Source organism: Adhaeribacter rhizoryzae (genome assembly GCF_008629685.1).
Lineage (GTDB): Bacteria > Bacteroidota > Bacteroidia > Cytophagales > Hymenobacteraceae > Adhaeribacter > Adhaeribacter rhizoryzae.
Map to the genome: position 1 here is coordinate 67,743 of NZ_VWSF01000004.1, position 18,498 is coordinate 86,240.

The following is an 18,498-nucleotide window of genomic DNA, read 5'->3' on the forward strand; positions in this document are numbered from 1 at the left end:
TCCGGAAGGACACAGGTCATAACTATTGGTATGAACAAATTCCATAAAATAATTATTACATCGGCTTTGGTAGGGGGCACGCATTGGGCCGAAGCCCAGCATCAGCAAGCTTTTACTTCTAAGGAACGGTATTATCAGGAAGGGCTGGAATTATTCGATCGCCAGTTGTACGGTGCCGCACAGCAGGCTTTTGCCAAATACGTTAGCTTGCAGCACGATGCTACCCAAACGGCCGATGCCCAATATTACTATGCGGTAAGTGGCCTATATTTATTGCATAACAATGCCGAAAACCTGATTCTGGATTTTGCCAGTGCTTACCCGGCGCACCCAAAAGCTTCGCTGGCCTATTACGAACTCGGCCTGTTCTATTTTAATAAAAAGAATTACAACAAAGCGGTTGAATACCTGGAGAAAGTACCAACTAATAAGCTGGATACCAAACAGGCCAAAGAAGCGGAGTTTAAACTAGCTTATTCTTATTTCGCGCAAAAAGATTTTAAAAAAGCCAAACCCTTATTTGACCGCAGCAAAACCGGAAACCACGATTATGTTTACGCGGCTAATTATTACGCCGGTTATATTGCTTACCAGGACGGCGATTATGCTGGTGCCAAAAAAGATTTAAAAGAAGCCGAAAAAAACGAAGCCTATAAACAAATTGTGCCGTACATGCTCACCCAAATATCTTACCGGGAGGGCGACTTAAAAGAAGTGATTTCGTACGGCGAAGGCGTGCTAAAAAATAAACCACTGCCACAAAACGCCGATGAAATTCGGGCTTTGGTAGGCGATGCTTATTTTCAGCAGGGCGATTATAAAAATGCTAACCGCTACTTTAACGAGTATGTAAAAGGTAAGCGCGACATAGAGAATAACCTGGAGTACAAAATTGGTTTCTCTTATTATAAGGTAGGCGATTTTAAGAACGCCATTAATTACCTCAAAAATGTGGCCTTGCAAAAAGATGCTTTGGGCCAGAATGCCGCTTACCATTTAGGTTTAAGTTACCTGAAAGAAAAAAATCCGCAGTTTGCTTTAACCGCTTTCGACCAGGCCCGCCGGCAGGAGTTTGATAAGCAAATTACCGAAGCGGCTTACATTAAGTACGCCCAGCTAAACTACGAAACCGGCAATTTTAGTGAAGTAATTAATGCTATGGCGGATTTTAACAAGAAATTCCCCAAGTCGAAATTTGCTTCTGAAGCCGATGATATTTTAAGTGAGTCGTACCTGAACTCCAATAATTACGCCGAAGCCATCCGGCACATCGAAAGCTTGAGCAGCCGCAGCGAACGCATTAACCAGACCTACCAGCGGGTAACTTATTACCAAGGCGTTAAATTATTTAACGATAGCCGTTTTCAGGAAGCCGTACAGTTACTGGATAAATCGTTGCAACATCCTTACGATAACGAATTAAAAGCCGCCAGCCATTTCCTGAAAGGCGAAGCTTATTCGCTTGCCCAGCGCTACAACGATGCTATTAACAGCTACGGTGCGGTATTCCGGACTACCAATGCCAATAAAACCGAATATTACCCCAAAACCCGTTACGGCATTGGCTACGCTTATTACAACACCAAGCAGTACGATAAAGCCCAAACGCATTTTGCCGCTTACATCAACGATAATTCGGCCAAAAGCAGCCCGGCTTACCTGAACGATGCCATTATCCGGTTAGCCGATTGTTATTATATTGCCAAAAACTATGCGCAGGCTTTAAGTTTATACGACCAAGCCATTACGCAAAATGCCCAGGATCGGGATTATGCTTATTTTCAGAAAGGCGTAATTTATGGCCTAACAGGTAAACGCGAAGAAGCCGCCCAAAGCCTACGCACGTTGTTAACCCAATATCCGAAATCGCAGTACGCCGATGAAGGTGTTTACCAGAAAGCAGCATTGGATTTTGAAGCTGGCAGTTATGCCGCTGCTATTTCGGGCTTTACCGATTTAATTCAAAACCGCTCTTCCAGCCGCCTGGTACCGTACGCGCTGCAAAAAAGAGGTTTGGCCTACAATAACCTGAAAAAGCCGAACGAAGCCATTGCGGATTTTAAGCGGGTACTGGATGAATATCCGTCTTCTAAAATTGCCTCCAATGCGTTGCTGAGCTTACAGGAAACCATGACGGCCAATAACCAGACCGAAGGGCTGGAACCTTATATTGCGCGGTTCCGGGCGGCTAACCCGCAAAGTAATGCTCTGGAAAGTATTGAATTTGAAGCAGCTAAGACGCTGTACTTCAACGAGAAATACGCACAGGCCATTACCAAACTGGAAAATTATATTAAAACGTACCCCAATACTACTTTCGCCGGCGATGCTAAATATTTCCTGGCCGATTCTTATTTAAAATCGAACAAGAAAGATGTGGCGCTGGTGCAATTTAGAGAAGTAGTAGCCGAAAACCAGACAGAATACATGAACCGCGCTCTGCAGCGGACCGCCGAACTGGAGTTTGATGGTAAAAATTACGCCGAAGCCATTAAATATTATAGCAAGTTAAGCGAAGTATCGGCTAATAAACGCGAACAAGCCAACGCGCTGATGGGCATGATGCGCAGCTATTATTTGCTAAACGATTTTGCCAATACGGCTAAAGTGGCCGATGAACTAATTGCCCAGGGAAATGCTGCTTTAAATGCGTACAACTCCGGCTTGTTGTATAAAGCCAAAGCTACTTACGGCCAGGGTAACCTCGACGAAGCCTTAAAACAATTTACGGCCACGGCTACTTCGGCTACCGATGCCAACGGCGCTGAAGCGCAATATGCTATTGCTGAAATTTATTACAAGCAAAACAAGTACAAAGAATCGCTGGATGCGGCGCAAAAAGTAGGAACTACCTTTGCCAATTATGATTACTTGCTGGTAAAATCTTTCTTATTAATTGCCGATAATTATGTGGCGCAGAAAGAAATGTTCCAGGCGAAAGCAACTTTAAACTCCATTATCGAAAATGCTACTATTAAAGAACTGGTAGACGAAGCAAAAGCCAAATTAGCAGCCATTGATGCACCGACTACAGCCCCGGCCGTTACGCCCGATAGCACCAGCACCAACGAGGTAAAAAAAAGTAAGTAATTCATGCGCAGCGCCAATAAACTGAATATGCATAATAACCTGAAAAAAATAAGTTTTATAACGTTTTGCAGCCTGGGTGTTTTCTGGTCTTTGCCCTTGGCCGCGCAGCAAACGGGCTGGGGCGAAAAAAACAAACTGGAAGATGCCGAAATTGTAGTAGAAAAAAACCGGGTGAACGAATTGCCCGAAGCTACCCGCAACTTTGAGAAACTAAGAATTCCGCCGCCCGAAAAAAAACCGCGCCAGGTTAATTACCGCTTTGCCGATTACCGGTTAACCACTAATAATTTAAACCTGCCCCTGCGGGTATTAACCATTAAGCAAGAAGATTTAACGCAGGTAAACGGCAATTATTTAAAAGTAGGTTTGGGCAATTACAGCACCGCTTATGTTAAAGGCTATTTCCATAATAAGCGCGATAACCAATATGCTTACGGTGCCGATGTAAGCCACGTGGGTTCGGGTAAAGGCCCCGTTGATGGTCGCAATTCCGGCGCTACTAATTCCGAAATTAAATTTAATGCCGAGTCGTACACGCGCGATTTAACCGTAGGCGGCAACCTGTACTACAACCACGACCGGTATAATTTTTATGGTTATCATCCTGCGCTTGAAGATGTTGACCGCGATACGATTAAGCAAGTGTTTAACCGGGTTGGTGCCGATATATTCTTTAACAACAAGGTTTCTAAAAGCGAGTTGCAGTACCAGGGCGGCATAGGATTTAAATATTTTACCAACCGTTACGGTGCGCGTGAATCTAATATATTAACCAATATTGGCGTAGGTTACGAGTTAGACGAAACCGCAAAAATTCAGGTAGATGCTAAAGCCTCTTTTGTGGGCTATAAAGATTCAGCTTCGGTAAACCGCGGTTATTTCCGGTTGCGGCCATCTTACGAAAGTGTTTCGGATTTGGTAAGCTTATCGTTGGGAGCTGTAATTGCTTATACCGGCGACGAAGTAAACAACGCCCGTAAATTTAACTTTTACCCATCGGTAAGAGTTGGGTACGAAGTTGTAGATGACCAATTTCAATTATTTGCCGGCGTAGAAGGCGATTTAAAACGGGTGACGCTACACGATTTAACCCAGGAAAATCCGTTTCTGAACGAAGATGTGCAGGTAGCCGATGAAAACAAAATTCTGGATTTTTACGGCGGTTTTACCGGTAATTTGGGGAGTGGCCTTAAATTTACGGCCCGGGCCGGTTACCAGAGCTTCCGCAATTTAGCTTTTTATAACGCGAGCCAAACCGATTCTACTAAGTTTGATTTGGTTTACGATAACGGTACTACCAAAGTCATAAACTTTTTAGGAGAGTTGTCTTACACATACTCAGAGCGGTTCCGGTTAGGCTTTAAAACCGAAATTAATAAATATACCCCCGATTTATTGGCTAAGCCTTTCCACCGCCCGGCTTTCCAGACTAATATTTTTGGTAGTTATAATTACAACGATAAAATATATTTCCATACCGAACTTTATTATCTTAGCCGCACCTACGGGCAGGTTTTCCGGCTCGACCAGGAAGGTATTTACCGGCCCGTGCTGAAAGAGACGGATAACATTACCGACTTAAATTTAAAAGTAGATTATAGAATCTCGAATAAATTTTCAACATTTGTAATGGGAAACAACCTGCTGGGCAACCAGTACCAACGGTTCGTAAATTATCCTAACAAAGGCTTGCAGTTGATAATTGGTGCATCATATATATTCTAATATGGTAGAGGAGCATATTCATAAATTATTATTTGAGCACGATTGCGTAATTATTCCGGATTTTGGCGGCTTAATTACCCATTATGCGCCGGCTCGTATTCATCCGGTAAAAAATACTTTGGCGGCACCGTCTAAGCGCATTGCGTTTAACGAAAAGCTAAAGCTGAACGATGGCCTGCTCATTAGTACGTTGGCGTACGACCGGAAATTAACTACCGAAGCCGCCCAAGCCGAAGTAACTACCTTTGTGAGGCAATTACAGGCCTCTTTGCTGCAGAACCAACGGCACGAACTAAAAGGAATTGGGTTGTTCCGGTATAATGCCGCGCAAAAACTGGAGTTTGATTACGTACCGGCCGATAATTTCCTGGAAGATAGCTTTGGCTTGCCCGAATTAATAGCAAGGCCCCTCGAAACAGCCGTTGCTACCAACAACCTGCGCAGCTTACTCCACGACAAGAAAACCGAGCATCCGGCACCGCTTACCAAATTAACCTGGCGTAGAAGGTTACGGAAAGTGTACGATACAGCCGCTATTATGGTAATTGCGGGTTTAAGCGGCACGGCCCTTTACGTTTTATCTTTACAAAACGAGTACAGCCAAAGCTCTTTAAACCCATTTGCCGTATTAAATATTGCGGCCAATACGGTAGCGCCTAAACCAGCATCATTAGCAGAACAATTTGCCGAAACCTACGCTGAAGAACCGATTTCTGCACCTGAAGAACCTGCTTCGGAAAGTCCAAATCTGGTAAATTCCCAAACAACCGAAATAACAACTACAGCGCCGGCTGAATCTACGCCGGAAGTGCTGCCAGCTACCGAAAATATTGTTTCTGCCGAAACAGCAACCAAGAGCAATACTGCGGCACTCAATAAAATTGAGGCTACTAATGCAACTGTAACTACCAAAGAAGTGGCATCACCTGCTGCAACGGCGGTAGCTCCCGCAAAAAAATTGGGCATTAATATTAAAGAAACTACCGAACGGTACTATGTAATTGCCGGCGGCTATTCTACTTTACCCAAAGCCGATTATAGCCGCAAAGTAGCTAACCGGTACGGCGCCCAAGGACGGATAATATTCCCTTTTGGCGATAGCAAGTTGTATCGGGTATCTATTGCTGATTTTAATACAAAAGAAGAAGCCTTAGTTTACTTACCCAAGCTTAAAATAAATTACGGAAAAAACATCTGGATACTTAAATATTAACATGTTGCTTAACCTGCTTTTACAAATTACCACTACTGCCACCCCAGCCGATTCAGCGGCTGCCACCACCGGAGCCGCCGGCGCGCCCGAATCTGTTTCGTTATTTGATTTAGCAATGGCCGGCGGGTGGGCCATGATACCGCTGTTGTTATTGTCTATAGTGGGTATTTATATTTTTGTGGAACGGTTGTTGTCTTTAAAAAAGGCGCAGGCAGCTAGTTCGATGCGGTTTGTAGACCGGATTAAAAACATGGTACTGGCCGGCGATATTAACGGCGCTAAATTATTATGTGCCCAAACCAATACACCGGTTTCGCGCATGTTGCAAAAAGGTATTTCGCGGTTGGGTAACCCGTTAAAAGATATTGAAGCCGCTATTGAAAACGTGGGTAAAATTGAAGTTAGCAATCTGGAAAAAAACTTATCTACGTTGGCAACGGTAGCAGGGGCGGCCCCCATGCTGGGCTTCTTAGGTACTGTAACCGGTATGATTCAGGCTTTCATTGCCATTGCGCAGGCCGAAGGTTCGGTAAGTCCTAAATTATTATCCAGCGGTATTTACGAGGCTATGGTAACTACAGCGGCCGGCCTGATTATTGGTTTACCAGCTTATGTAGGTTATAATTATTTAGTGTCCAAAATCGATAAAATTGTGCATGCCATGGAGTACAGCGCCATTGAGTTTATGGATTTACTACAGGAGCCACAGTTATAAGCATGAATTTTCGTTCTAAAAATAAAGTTAACCCGGAGTTCAGCATGTCGTCGATGACAGATATTATTTTTCTGTTATTGATATTTTTCATGCTGACTTCCAATTTTGTAACGCCTTCGGGGTTGCCGGTTAATTTGCCATCTAGTAAATCTTCTACCATTGTTATGCAGAAGATTAGCGTTACCATTACCCCAGACCTGCAATATTTCGTAAATGATAAGCCCATGGCATTCGAAAATATTGAAGCGGAGTTAAAAAACTTATTAGCCGGAACCGCCCAAGGGGGAGAAGGTGTTGTGGTATTACACGTAGATAAATCGGTGCCGGTAGAATATTTGGTAAAAGTAGCAGGTATTGCCACCGAGTTAAAAGCAAAAGTAACTTTGGCAACTTTGCCAACTGAATAAAATGTTAGAAACCAGTCAGGAACAAAAAGATAGAAAAATTGCTTTAGCCGTAAGTCTTGCATTTCATGCCTTACTGTTATTGCTATTATTTTATATTATGGCCTGGCGGGCTCCGGATCCGCCATTACCGGAGTTTGGCATTGAATTAAATTTTGGCATGGATGCTACCGGCAGCGGCGATGTACAGAGTACGGCGGTTGCTAATGAAACACCTAACCGCGAAGATAGCCGTCCGCCAACCAAAGCGCCTACACCTACTAAACCTGAGGTAGTAGAACCTGTGCAAACAGCGGTAAAAGCCGAGCCGCAGCAAGCCTTAACAACTAATAACGAGAATCCGGTAGCTTTTAAAAAAGAAGAAGTAAAACCTAAGCCGGAACCGCCCAAAGAAGAAGTAAAAGTTGTAGAAAAACCTAAATCTCTTTATCCGGGAAAAACAGTTACCAATAGTGCCGGCAACGGAACCGCTGGTACCAGCAATCGCCCTACGGGTAACAACAACGGCGACGACAAAGGTGCTGTAGGCGACAAAGGCGACCCGGAAGGAAAAATGGAAGCTAAAAACCTTTACGGCAAACCGGGTGGCGGGGGTGGTGGTCCTAGTTTGCAAATGCCTGGCTGGCGCTACGATCTTAAACCAAAAGACGATCCTTACGAAAACGAAAGTGGTATCGTTAAATTCCGGATAACCATAGATTCGGATGGTAATATTGAAACCGTACAGGTAGTAGAAAGCAATGTATCACCGCAGGTAGTAAAGTGGTACCGTGACGAAGTATTTAAAACGTCCTTCAGCCGGACCAACGCCAGCGCTTCTACCGATAAGGGTGCTACCGGAACCATAACTTTCATTATCCGCTCCCGCTAATATACCCTTCTGGGTTTCTAAAATGACTTACCAGGAATGCCTTACTTACTTGTATGAGCAGTTGCCTATGTTTCAGCAGGTAGGAAGCAGCGCTTTAACTAAAAACCTGGATAATACCATTGCGCTTTGCCAGGCCGTGGGTAATCCGCAAAATAATTTTCCTTGTGTGCATATAGCGGGCACTAACGGCAAAGGCAGCAGTTCTAATATGCTGGCCGCCGTGCTGCAAAGTGCCGGCTATCGGGTTGGTCTTTACACATCGCCGCACCTGAAAGAATTTACCGAGCGCATTAAAGTAAATGGTGCCGATATTCCGGCTGATTATTTAATAAAGTTTGTAGAAGAAAATATTCCGCTTTTCGAAAAAATTAAACCTTCTTTTTTTGAAATGACGGTGGCTTTAGCCTTTAAATATTTTGCCGATGTTCAGGTAGATATAGCTGTAGTGGAAGTTGGTTTAGGCGGCCGTTTAGATTCTACTAATATTATTACCCCGCTGGTTTCCCTGATAACCAACATCAGCCTCGATCACCAAAATATACTCGGCAACGATTTAGCTGTTATTGCCGCCGAAAAAGCCGGCATTATCAAGAAAAATATTCCGGCTGTAATCAGCAAAACGCAACCCGAAATTGCGGATGTATTTACCAAAAAGGCCGAAGCAGAAGCAGCACCTTTGCATTTCGCCGACCAGGAGATTGCAATTGAACCTTTGCAAATTGAACTCAGTCGCCAATATTTTCGCGTTAAGCAAAACAATAATTTATTATACCCAAACCTAGAATTAGGTTTAGCCGGTAATTACCAAATCTTTAATTTACCTGGGGTTATTAAAACTATTCAAATATTAAGCGAGAAAGGTTTCTTAATATCAGAAGCGGCTTTAAAAGAAGGTTTAGCCAATGTAAACCAAATTACCGGGTTTAAAGGTCGTTGGCAGGTGGTTTCGCATGAGCCTTTAACTATTTGTGATACTGGTCATAACGAAGATGGCATTAAACAAATAATTCAGCAACTTAAAAGTTTAAAGCGCCCGGCGGTACACATGGTTTTTGGGGTAGTTAAAGATAAAGACGTAACTAAAATACTGGAATTATTACCCCCGGAATATAACTATTATTTTTGTCAGGCACATTTGCCCCGGGCCTTGCCGGCCCCGGAATTGGCACTTATGGCCCGCGAAATTGGTTTAACCGGAGAAGCCTATCCGGATGTGAATTTGGCATACGAAGCGGCTAAGCGGGTTGCGGCTCCGGCAGATGTTATTTTTATTGGCGGCAGCACTTTTGTAGTTGCTGAGTTTGAAGGATTGTAATTGATAAATGGGAAGATCTAAATTAGAACGTTTTAAGGTAATTGCCGAAAGGCAAAATGTAATTGAAAATGGTAAGGCATTATTTACCAGCTTAAAAGGAAAATGGTCGGAAGAATTCTTTGGCAATAACCACGATTTAATTTTGGAAATAGGTTGCGGCAAAGGCGATTATACCATTGGAATGGCCAATTTATTTCCGAATAAAAATTTTATTGGAGTAGATATTAAAGGTTCGCGGCTTTGGAAAGGCAGCACCATTGCCGAAGAAAACGGCTTAACCAACGCAGCTTTCTTAAGAAATTTTATTGAGCACTTGGGTGAAAACTTTGCTCCCGGCGAAGTAAGCGAAATCTGGATTACTTTCCCGGACCCCCGACCCAAGAAAGGTGATGTAAAAAAACGGCTTACTTCCCCGCGCTATCTCAACTTATATGAGTCGTTGGTAAAACCCGGCGGCCTTATTCATTTTAAAACCGATAACCTGGAGCTTTTTCAATATACGCTGGAGTTGCTGCAAGAACGTAACCCCGAGGGCTTCATTTACACTTATGATCTGTATGCGTCCGATTTACAGCATCATACGCTTAATATTCAGACTACCTACGAAAAACGGTTTTTAGCCGAAGGTTTGCCTATTAAATATTTACAATATACCAATACTGGCACTACTAAAAATTAATAAATATTAGAGTTCTGGTTTTTCATAAGGCCAATTCTGCAAACAAATAGCCATTTATATAATAAAATGACTATTTGTTTTTTAACCCAGCTCGAAAGTTAATCTTCCAGTTCTTCTAAAATTTGGCTTAATTCATCAAATGTTTTCAGGCCGGGTTTAATTTCGTGGCCACCTTTCAAAGCTATGCCGGCCGGATTTATCTCCTGCAACAGGTTTAAAACATTTTCTTGCGTAATGCCAAAGCCTAATAAAATGGGAAAGCTCCTGGCTAAATCGGCCAGAAATGGAATATTGGTTTCGTCGATGCTGCTAAAATCGTTGGTGGTTATTAAAAAATAACGCACCTGGTTGTGGTAAACCCGAAAGTAATCAACCAGTTGACTTTGGTCGGAATCTTTATTAATAGTTACCCGCTGTATAACCGGTACTTTTATGGTTGCAATATCGTCTAGCAAATACGGCTGGTTTAGTTGCACCAAATGTAAACCGCAGGCATCAACTACTTCGTTAATTAAATCTACAGGTTCATCTAAAAATTCGCCGGCAAGTTTTACGCCCGATACCCAGCCGGCAATTTCTTTAACCGCAGTGGGTGCGGTATAACCCGGACTTCCTTCGCTTAAACAAAAGCCTAATATATCTACGCCCATACCCGCACAATAGCGGGCATCGCTTAAATTATTAATGTTGTTAACGGCTACTAAGGTTTTTAAATTCATGCTTTTATGGTAAGAAGTTAAAGTATTACCTGAATAATATCTGTCTGTTAAGAGCAAAGGTAAAAGTAATGCTTTATCTGGTTCCGGTAAATATTATTCTTTTTACTCCTGTTTTACTTAAAAGATTGCTGTTAAAAATTAAAAATAAAGAGATAAACCTATATTGCTCAATCGTTGTTGGTATATTTGCAGAAGTTTTTGTTTGAATAAATTAGATTAAAAATAGATGAGTAAGTTAGGTAGGGTACTGGTAGCAATGAGCGGCGGCATAGATTCGTCGGTGGCGGCGGTAATGCTGCACGAGCAAGGCTACGAAGTGGTTGGCATGACGATGAAAACCTGGGATTATGCTTCTTCGGGGGGGAACCGCAAAGAAACAGGTTGCTGCAGCCTCGATTCCATAAACGATGCCCGGAATATTGCCGTAAATTTAGGTTTTCCGCATTATATTATTGATATCCGCGAAGAATTTGGCGATTTTGTAATTAACCATTTTACCGACGAATATATTGCGGGACGGACGCCGAACCCTTGCGTGTTGTGTAACACCCACATTAAATGGGATGCTTTGCTGCGCCGGGCCGATCAGTTGGATTGTGATTTTATTGCCACCGGTCATTACGCCAATTTAAGAGAAGAAAATAACCGCTTTGTTATTTCCAAAGGGTTAGATGAGCACAAAGACCAATCGTATGCCTTGTGGGGGATTTCGCAGCAAAGTTTAAGCCGGACCTTGTTCCCGTTGGGCAACTTAAGAAAAACGCAGATTCGGGAAATGGCTCTGGAAAGAGGATTTCACGAATTGGTACAAAAACCGGAGTCTTATGAAATTTGTTTTATTCCGGATAACGATTACCGCGGCTTTTTAAAGCGCCGCGTAAACGGTTTAGAAGCCGAAGTTGCCGGTGGAGAATTTGTAATGGAAGACGGCACTGTAGTAGGTAAACACGAAGGTTATCCGTTTTACACCATTGGTCAACGCAAAGGTTTAGGTGTGGCGCTGGGCTTCCCGGCTTATGTAACCCGCATCGAAAAAGATAAAAACCGCGTAATTCTGGGCAATTACAACGATTTAGCCAAAAACGCCATGACCGTAGGTAAGCTTAACCTGAGCAAATACGCCGATTTATGGGGTAAACCAACCGAAACGGTTACCAAAGTGCGCTATAACGATGGTGGTACGCCCGCGGTTATTGAGCAGGTTGAAGATAAAATGCTGGTGCAATTTAAAGAAGGCGTACATGCTATTGCGCCGGGCCAGGCGGCTGTTTTTTACGAAGGCAACGATGTAATTGGCGGCGGCTGGATTGAACGTAGCTATAACGCAGAATAATTTATGCTTAAAAACCTGCTTTTAGGATTAACGGTAGTATTGCTGTTTACACGGTGTTCAGAAGAAGTTATTAGTACCACTGAAGCGGAAATCGGGAGAGAATATTACCCGATTAAAGTTGGCAATTACTGGATTTATGATGTTACGGAAACCAAGGTTATTAGTAACCAATACGATTCAACCAAATACCAGGTGCGGGAATTGGTTGAATCGGTTTTCCAAAACGCCGCGAACGAACAAACTTACCGCGTAATCCGCTCCCGGAGAAATAATGCCGATGCTACCTGGGGTAACGATACGTTGGTTTCAATTAACAAATCTTCAACCAATGTTAGGCGAACCCAGAATAATTTTATAACAATTAGCCTGGTGTTTCCGGTGAAAGAAGGTAAATTTTGGGATACCAATGCTTTTAATATTCTGGATGCAGATGATTATGCCTTTAATACTGTAAATCAGCCGTTTACTCTTAATAATATTCGCTACGATTCTACTGTAACGGTAATACAAGGCGAACCCGACTTGGTTACGCTGGACGACCGCAAAGAAGTTTATGCTTACAAGGTGGGGCTGGTTTATAAGAAATTTACCTTGTACGAATATGCCCAAAAAGCGCCAGAGAATATTCCGGACCCCACCAGAGTAGCTAAGGGCCTCCAGCGAGTTTATAAATTAAATACTTTTTACGCAGCGGATTAATAATGACGTGTCAGAAAGGTGATATTACGAAATTTCTTTTCTCTTTACTACTAGGCATTGGGTTATGCCTGCCGGTAGTTGCGCAATCTGGCGGACAGCCCCGTAAACACCTGATTTATTTCCGGGATAAAGCTAATTCGCCGTATTCACTGGATAATCCGCAGCAATATTTATCTGACCGAGCTATTAGCCGCCGGCATAAACAACAATTAAATATTACTCCCCGCGATTTACCCGTAAATCCGGTTTATACTACTGGCCTCAAAAACAAGGGTGCGGAGGTTTTATATGCATCCCGTTGGTTTAATGCAGCCGTAGTATTCTGCGATTCCAGTGTTTACAAGGAGTTGGTGAAGCTGCCTTTTGTTAAAAATGGCCAAACCTTAAGCCGTCGTAATACCAATACGGTTACCATCCGGAACGGAAATGCTGCGCCCAAACCAGCTAATCTAAACAATCGCCGGACTAATACCGACCGGCAAACTTACGGAGCGGCTTACAACCAGGCTAATATGCTGGGTGTAGTACAAATGCACGAAGCTGGCTTTAGGGGAGAGGGCATGCACGTGGCCGTGTTTGATGGTGGTTTTGTTGGGGTAGATCGCGCACCCGCTTTTACGCATTTGTTCGAAGAAAACCGCTTAAAAGCTACTTACGATTTTGTAGATAAAAACCAGGATGTTTTTGAAAAAGATAATCATGGCACCAATGTATTATCTACTCTGGCCGCTTACCAACCCGGTAGTTTTGTGGGCAATGCTTATAAAGCCAATTATTATTTATTTATTACCGAAGATACGCGCAGCGAGCACAACATAGAAGAAGTAAACTGGTTGCTGGCCGCCGAATTTGCCGATAGCGCCGGGGTAGATGTTATTAATTCTTCTTTAGGCTATACCACGTTTGATGCCCCTTCGCGCAGTTATACTTATAACGATTTAAACGGCAGCACCGCTATTATTACCAGAGCCGCTGATTATGCCGCTGCTACCGGAATGCTGGTAGTAAACAGTGCCGGCAACGAGGGCAATAAATCCTGGCGGTACATTGGCGCACCCGCCGATGCCGATTCAATTCTTAGTGTAGGGGCTGTAGACTCTTTGGGGCGGCGCGCCGGCTTTAGTTCGGTTGGTCCTACTGCCGATGGTCGGATTAAACCTAATTTGGTAGCCCAAGGATTGCTCTCGGCCGTAGTTTCGCCGGGCGGCCAAGTAGTAAGAGCTAATGGTACTTCTTTTTCCGGACCCATTTTGTGTGGTTTGGCAGTTGGTTTCTGGCAGGCTAACCCCACGCTTACCAATATGCAGGTAATAAAATACCTCGAACGAACCGCTTCGCAAGCCTCCAAACCCGATTTTCTGCTGGGTTATGGTATTCCTAATTTCACCAGAGCCCATGCGTTAGCGCAGGAAGAAGAAAATAAGTCTTTAATATTTCCGAATCCGGTGCAGAATAACCAATTACAGATTCTAATGAGTAAAGAATTTGTAAATCAGCGGATTTTCGTTACTATTTACAATACCATTGCTCAAAAAGTAGTAAAAGAAGTAATTACAACTACGCCGGTCAGCCGCAATGTAGTAGTAGATATTTCTTCGTTGGGGCCGGGTATTTATAACTGTGTAATTGCCGGGAATAATGGACCAACTACTTTTAAGTTTTTAAAAATTTAAACGTTTAAAGTAGGCATACTTATTAAGATTCCTGAATACAAATATTAGCTGCATAAGCTAAAAACCAGCTTAATTAACAAATTCCCGTGAACACTATTATTGCGCCTTCGCTTTTAGCCGCCGATTTTGCCAATATTCAGTCCGAAGTAAACATGCTTAACCAAAGCGAAGCCGAGTGGATTCACTTTGATGTAATGGATGGGGTGTTTGTACCTAATATTTCTTTTGGTTTTCCGGTGCTGGAGGCGTTAAAAAAATATGCTACAAAGGTTTTAGATGTGCATTTAATGATTCAGGAGCCGGGCCGCTACGTAGATCAGTTTCGGGCGGCAGGTGCCGATAATATTACGGTGCATTACGAAGCTTGTACGCACTTGCACCGCACCGTACAACAAATAAAAGACACCGGTGCCAAGGCCGGCGTGGCCCTGAATCCGCACACGCCCGTTCGAGTTTTATCCGAAATTATTCAGGATTTGGATCTGGTACTTATTATGTCGGTTAACCCGGGTTTCGGCGGTCAAAAATTTATTCAACGCACTTTCCAAAAGGTAAAAGAAGCAAAAAGTTTAATCCGGGAAAGCGGCTCCAGCGCCTTAATTGAAATTGACGGGGGCGTTAACCTGCAGAATGCACCGGCGTTAATTGAAGAAGGAGCTAATGTTTTGGTAGCCGGTAATTTTGTGTTTTCTTCGTCGGAGCCTTTAAAAACCATTTCGGCCCTTAAAAATCAGGTTAAATCTTAGTTGAATGCACCCGAAGCTTTTTACCTGTTGTTTGCTTTTATTATTTTCATTTCGGGTTTTTGCCCAGCAAGCTACAGTTACCGGTAAAGTTGTCGCCCCCAATCAAACTCCCTTAGAGTCTGCTTCGGTGGGGATTAAAAACACCACTACCGGTACCCTTACCAATGCTCAGGGAATATTTAAACTTTCTGTTCCGGCTGATAAGGATATAGTACTTATAATCAAATATATAAACTACAGAGAACAGCAAGTAAATTTAAAGTTAAAAGCCGGCGAACAGCGCAATATTACCGTGCTGCTGACCAACGATACAACTGCTTTACAAACCGTTACCATTACCGGCCGCAACCCCAATAATGCCCGCGATGAAGTAAGCATTACCCGCCTGGAACCACGCGTTACCAAGCAACTCCCAACTCCTTTTGGGGAGTTTAACAAAATATTAGTTACCCTGCCCGGTGTAGTTAGCAACAACGAATTATCTTCTACTTACTCGGTTCGTGGCGGCAATTACGACGAAAATCTGGTTTATGTAAATGGCATTGAAATATACCGGCCTTTTCTGGTTTCGAATGCCCAACAGGAAGGTTTAAGTTTTATTAACCCCGACCTGGTAGATAATATTGAATTCTCGGCCGGCGGTTGGCAGCCGAAATACGGCGATAAATTATCTTCGGTCTTAAATATTGATTATAAAATACCTACTCACTTTGCTGGTTCAGTTACGGGTGGTTTGTTGGGTGGTGCAGCGCACCTGGAAGGAACTACCCGCAATAAAAGATTTACTTACCTGGTGGGTACCCGTTACAAAAATGCCCAACTGCTGTTTAACCGCAGCTTGCAAACCAGTGGTAATTACCAGCCGCGGTTCGGCGATATACAAGGTTACTTTAACTTAAACTTAGGTAAAAAAGATAATCCCGAACGTACTACGCTGGGGTTTGTGGGTAGTTTGGCCCGCAATAAATATTTAGTAATTCCCAGCTTACGCGAAACTACTTTTGGCACCGTTAACCAGTACGTGCGGCTGCGGGTAGCTTACGAAGGGCGAGAGCGGATGGAATATGATGCTTACCAGGGTGGCCTGAATTTACAGCACCGGTTTAATGATGCTTACACGGCTCATTTTATTATTTCTTCTTTGCTGTCGCGGGAGCGGGAATTGCGCAACATAGAAGCTGGTTATAATTTCTGTGATATTGACCTGGACCCGAACTCCCCGGATTTTAATAATTGCGTACAGCAGCGCGATGCCGGTACCGAGTATAATTACGCCCGCAATAATTTAGATGCCCGTATTTTTGCGCTGGAAACCCGCCATATTTGGGAGCTAAATAACCGGAATCAGGTGCAATGGGGATTAAAATGGAGCCGCGAGCGTTTGCAGGATATTTTGGATGAGTACCGGTTTGTAGATTCGGCTGATTTTGTAGATATCAGAAATGTACTGAAAACAAATATTTTCTTGAATTCGGACCGGTTTAGCGGTTATGCCCAGCAAACACTGCGCTGGGCAGGTGGCAAAACCCTTACTTACGGGGTGCGGGCCAACTATTGGAGTTATAATAAAGATCTAACAGTTAGTCCGCGCGTGCAGTATGCGTTTGTAGTACCCAATAACAAGCAGCTTTCTTTTAAATTTGCAGTTGGTGTTTACCACCAGCCACCTTTTTACCGCGAACTCCGCGACCTGGCTGGTGACCTGAACCAGAATTTGAAAGCCCAACAGTCGGTGCATTTTATTGCGGGCAACGAATACCGGTTTAAAGCCTGGAACCGCGATTTTAAATTAACTACCGAAGCTTATTACAAGTACCTGACCAACGTAATTCCGTACGAAGTAGACAATGTGCGGCTGCGGTATTACGCCAAAAATAACGCTAAGGCGTATGTGGTTGGGTTTGATACCCGCATTAACGGGGAATTTATTAAAGGCGCCGAATCGTGGTTTAGTTTGGGCATTATGTCGGCGCGGGAAAATATTGCCGGCGATTCTGCTAATATTTACGACCCAAAGACCCGGAATGTAATTGGCCGCGAACCTTTGGGTTATATCCGGCGGCCAACCGACCAACGCGTTACCTTAGGAATATTTTTCCAGGACCAATTACCCAACGACCCTACCGTAAAAATGAACCTGAACCTGGTTTATGGCACCGGCTTGCCTTTTAGTCCGCCCGGCATAGAAGGTATCCGCAACCATTATAATATGCCGGGTTACAAGCGGGTAGATATTGGCTTCTCTAAATTAATTACCTTGCGGCACGATAACGAAAGTAAATTTGGTCTGGAAAGTTTATGGCTGGGTTTGGAAGTATTAAACCTGCTGGCCACCAATAATGTGGTATCTTATAATTATGTGCAGGATGTAAACCAGATTACTTACGCCGTGCCTAATTATTTATCGTCGCGGTTGCTGAATTTGCGATTTATTACCCGCTTTTAATCCCGGTTGTGCCTTTTAACTTTCCAAACATCCAGGGAGCGTTCCATTTCGTGGCTTAGCGGTGTAAAGGTTTTATCTTCTTTATTGCCCAGCTTTAAAGCTTTTTTGGTTAAATTAATAGCTTCTTCGTATTCGTCTTTTTGGGCCAGCAATTGCGCCTTCAACCAGTTATTATAAAAATTTTCTTTTATTTTAATTGATTTATTTATCCACTGCAGGGCCAGTTCGTGTTGCTTGTTGTTCTGAATTAAAAACTGAGCGGCTTGGGCGTAACTGTTCCAATCGTCGGATTTTACCTGGGTTAAATCTTCTTTTAAAGTGGCTACTGTTTTATTAAATACTTCTACCGTAATGGTAAACGGAATTTTAAGTTTTTCCCAAACTAAATTCAGGCGGCCTTCGGTGGCCTGAATATCCGAAAAATAATACAGCAGAGTCTCGTGAAAAGGAGCAGCTTCTGGTTTAACCGGTACCCGTAAAACATCTTCTTCCGGTTTGTAGCCATCGGTTCCCCATAATTCGGTATTGCGATTAAATATTGCAAACCAGTTTGTTTCGTTTTCGGGTAACGTAAAAAACGAGTAAGTACCGGCCGGCAAATCCTGACCATTAATTTTTACATCTTCAGAAAAAGAAATAATGGTGGCCTCGTTGGCCCCGCTCCGCCAAACTTGCCCGTAAGGAACCAATTTGCCCCACACCGGCCGGCCTTTTACCCCTGGCGTATGATAGGTTACCGTAATATCGGTTAAGCCAATGGTTTGGGAAACTACTGCTTCGGGGCTAGCCTGCGGCAACCGGATTTGCGCAAAGGCATAACTACAACATATCCAGAAAAGCAAAGTCGTAAACAGGTGCTTATTCATATCT

15 protein-coding genes are annotated in these 18,498 nt (G+C 43.4%); 13 read left to right on the plus strand and 2 right to left on the minus strand.

The features are described 5' to 3' along the window. Positions 1-30: 30 nt before the first annotated feature. Genes F0145_RS07220 through trmB form a run of 8 tightly spaced genes read left to right on the plus strand, consistent with a single transcriptional unit; the run spans position 31 to position 10,012 of the window. Positions 31-3,090: a tetratricopeptide repeat protein gene (locus F0145_RS07220; RefSeq protein WP_150087649.1), complete on the plus strand. Its 3,060-nt coding sequence runs from the start codon at positions 31-33 to the stop codon at positions 3,088-3,090. Between the two features lie 3 nt (positions 3,091-3,093). Then, the gene (locus F0145_RS07225) at positions 3,094-4,815 is read left to right on the plus strand and encodes a TonB-dependent receptor (RefSeq protein ID WP_150087650.1); all 1,722 of its coding nucleotides are present in this window, start codon (positions 3,094-3,096) and stop codon (positions 4,813-4,815) included. 1 nt (position 4,816) lies between these two features. After that, entirely contained in the window at positions 4,817-6,028 is a 1,212-nt protein-coding gene (locus F0145_RS07230; RefSeq protein WP_150087651.1) for an HU domain-containing protein, read from the plus strand. A gap of 1 nt (position 6,029) precedes the next feature. Beyond that, on the plus strand, positions 6,030-6,743 hold the full coding sequence (locus F0145_RS07235) for a MotA/TolQ/ExbB proton channel family protein (protein WP_190277487.1): 714 nt from the start codon (positions 6,030-6,032) through the stop codon (positions 6,741-6,743). A gap of 2 nt (positions 6,744-6,745) precedes the next feature. Continuing rightward, positions 6,746-7,150, plus strand: coding sequence for an ExbD/TolR family protein (locus F0145_RS07240; RefSeq protein WP_150087652.1), 405 nt, complete (start codon positions 6,746-6,748; stop codon positions 7,148-7,150). Position 7,151: 1 nt separating this feature from the next. After that, positions 7,152-8,018 (plus strand): energy transducer TonB, encoded by an 867-nt coding sequence (locus tag F0145_RS07245; RefSeq protein WP_150087653.1) that lies wholly within the window; start codon positions 7,152-7,154, stop codon positions 8,016-8,018. 22 nt (positions 8,019-8,040) lie between these two features. After that, complete coding sequence (locus tag F0145_RS07250) at positions 8,041-9,333, plus strand: bifunctional folylpolyglutamate synthase/dihydrofolate synthase (RefSeq protein WP_150087654.1); 1,293 nt, start codon at positions 8,041-8,043, stop codon at positions 9,331-9,333. Between the two features lie 7 nt (positions 9,334-9,340). Continuing rightward, a complete protein-coding gene (gene trmB, locus F0145_RS07255; protein ID WP_150087655.1) occupies positions 9,341-10,012 on the plus strand; it encodes a tRNA (guanosine(46)-N7)-methyltransferase TrmB in 672 nt (223 codons plus the stop codon). Positions 10,013-10,110: 98 nt separating this feature from the next. Here the strand turns inward: trmB and trpF are convergent, their stop codons facing one another. Continuing rightward, positions 10,111-10,731, minus strand: coding sequence for a phosphoribosylanthranilate isomerase (gene trpF, locus F0145_RS07260; protein ID WP_150087656.1), 621 nt, complete (start codon positions 10,729-10,731; stop codon positions 10,111-10,113). Between the two features lie 226 nt (positions 10,732-10,957). Between trpF and mnmA the strand changes: the two genes are divergently transcribed. The 5 genes from mnmA to F0145_RS07285 all read left to right on the plus strand — a co-directional run bounded on the left by mnmA (position 10,958) and on the right by F0145_RS07285 (position 17,628). Next, positions 10,958-12,064 carry a tRNA 2-thiouridine(34) synthase MnmA gene (gene mnmA, locus F0145_RS07265; RefSeq protein ID WP_150087657.1) on the plus strand — a complete coding sequence of 369 codons (1,107 nt, stop codon included), beginning with the start codon at positions 10,958-10,960 and terminating at the stop codon, positions 12,062-12,064. Positions 12,065-12,067: 3 nt separating this feature from the next. Continuing rightward, positions 12,068-12,763 (plus strand): hypothetical protein, encoded by a 696-nt coding sequence (locus F0145_RS07270; protein ID WP_150087658.1) that lies wholly within the window; start codon positions 12,068-12,070, stop codon positions 12,761-12,763. Between the two features lie 2 nt (positions 12,764-12,765). After that, positions 12,766-14,436 (plus strand): S8 family serine peptidase, encoded by a 1,671-nt coding sequence (locus F0145_RS07275; protein WP_150087659.1) that lies wholly within the window; start codon positions 12,766-12,768, stop codon positions 14,434-14,436. Positions 14,437-14,522: 86 nt separating this feature from the next. Then, the gene (rpe, locus tag F0145_RS07280) at positions 14,523-15,182 is read left to right on the plus strand and encodes a ribulose-phosphate 3-epimerase (RefSeq protein ID WP_150087660.1); all 660 of its coding nucleotides are present in this window, start codon (positions 14,523-14,525) and stop codon (positions 15,180-15,182) included. 4 nt (positions 15,183-15,186) lie between these two features. Continuing rightward, positions 15,187-17,628, plus strand: a complete 2,442-nt coding sequence (locus F0145_RS07285; RefSeq protein ID WP_150087661.1) for a TonB-dependent receptor — start codon at positions 15,187-15,189, stop codon at positions 17,626-17,628. On the opposite strand, the gene F0145_RS07290 is transcribed toward F0145_RS07285, so the two are convergent. Continuing rightward, positions 17,625-18,494, minus strand: a complete 870-nt coding sequence (locus F0145_RS07290) for a DUF2911 domain-containing protein (RefSeq protein WP_150087662.1) — start codon at positions 18,492-18,494, stop codon at positions 17,625-17,627. The genes F0145_RS07285 and F0145_RS07290 overlap by 4 nt on opposite strands. Positions 18,495-18,498: the final 4 nt, after the last annotated feature.

Bases quoted from the DNA above. Each gene is read 5' to 3' on its own strand.
- F0145_RS07275 (WP_150087659.1), top strand. From the start codon at position 12,766: ATGACGTGTCAGAAAGGTGATATTACGAAATTTCTTTTCTCTTTACTA.
- trmB (WP_150087655.1), top strand. From the start codon at position 9,341: ATGGGAAGATCTAAATTAGAACGTTTTAAGGTAATTGCCGAAAGGCAA.
- F0145_RS07290 (WP_150087662.1), bottom strand. From the start codon at position 18,494: ATGAATAAGCACCTGTTTACGACTTTGCTTTTCTGGATATGTTGTAGT.
- F0145_RS07270 (WP_150087658.1), top strand. From the start codon at position 12,068: ATGCTTAAAAACCTGCTTTTAGGATTAACGGTAGTATTGCTGTTTACA.
- F0145_RS07235 (WP_190277487.1), top strand. From the start codon at position 6,030: ATGTTGCTTAACCTGCTTTTACAAATTACCACTACTGCCACCCCAGCC.
- trpF (WP_150087656.1), bottom strand. From the start codon at position 10,731: ATGAATTTAAAAACCTTAGTAGCCGTTAACAACATTAATAATTTAAGC.
- F0145_RS07220 (WP_150087649.1), top strand. From the start codon at position 31: ATGAACAAATTCCATAAAATAATTATTACATCGGCTTTGGTAGGGGGC.
- mnmA (WP_150087657.1), top strand. From the start codon at position 10,958: ATGAGTAAGTTAGGTAGGGTACTGGTAGCAATGAGCGGCGGCATAGAT.
- F0145_RS07230 (WP_150087651.1), top strand. From the start codon at position 4,817: ATGGTAGAGGAGCATATTCATAAATTATTATTTGAGCACGATTGCGTA.
- F0145_RS07240 (WP_150087652.1), top strand. From the start codon at position 6,746: ATGAATTTTCGTTCTAAAAATAAAGTTAACCCGGAGTTCAGCATGTCG.
- F0145_RS07285 (WP_150087661.1), top strand. From the start codon at position 15,187: ATGCACCCGAAGCTTTTTACCTGTTGTTTGCTTTTATTATTTTCATTT.
- F0145_RS07250 (WP_150087654.1), top strand. From the start codon at position 8,041: ATGACTTACCAGGAATGCCTTACTTACTTGTATGAGCAGTTGCCTATG.
- F0145_RS07225 (WP_150087650.1), top strand. From the start codon at position 3,094: ATGCGCAGCGCCAATAAACTGAATATGCATAATAACCTGAAAAAAATA.
- F0145_RS07245 (WP_150087653.1), top strand. From the start codon at position 7,152: ATGTTAGAAACCAGTCAGGAACAAAAAGATAGAAAAATTGCTTTAGCC.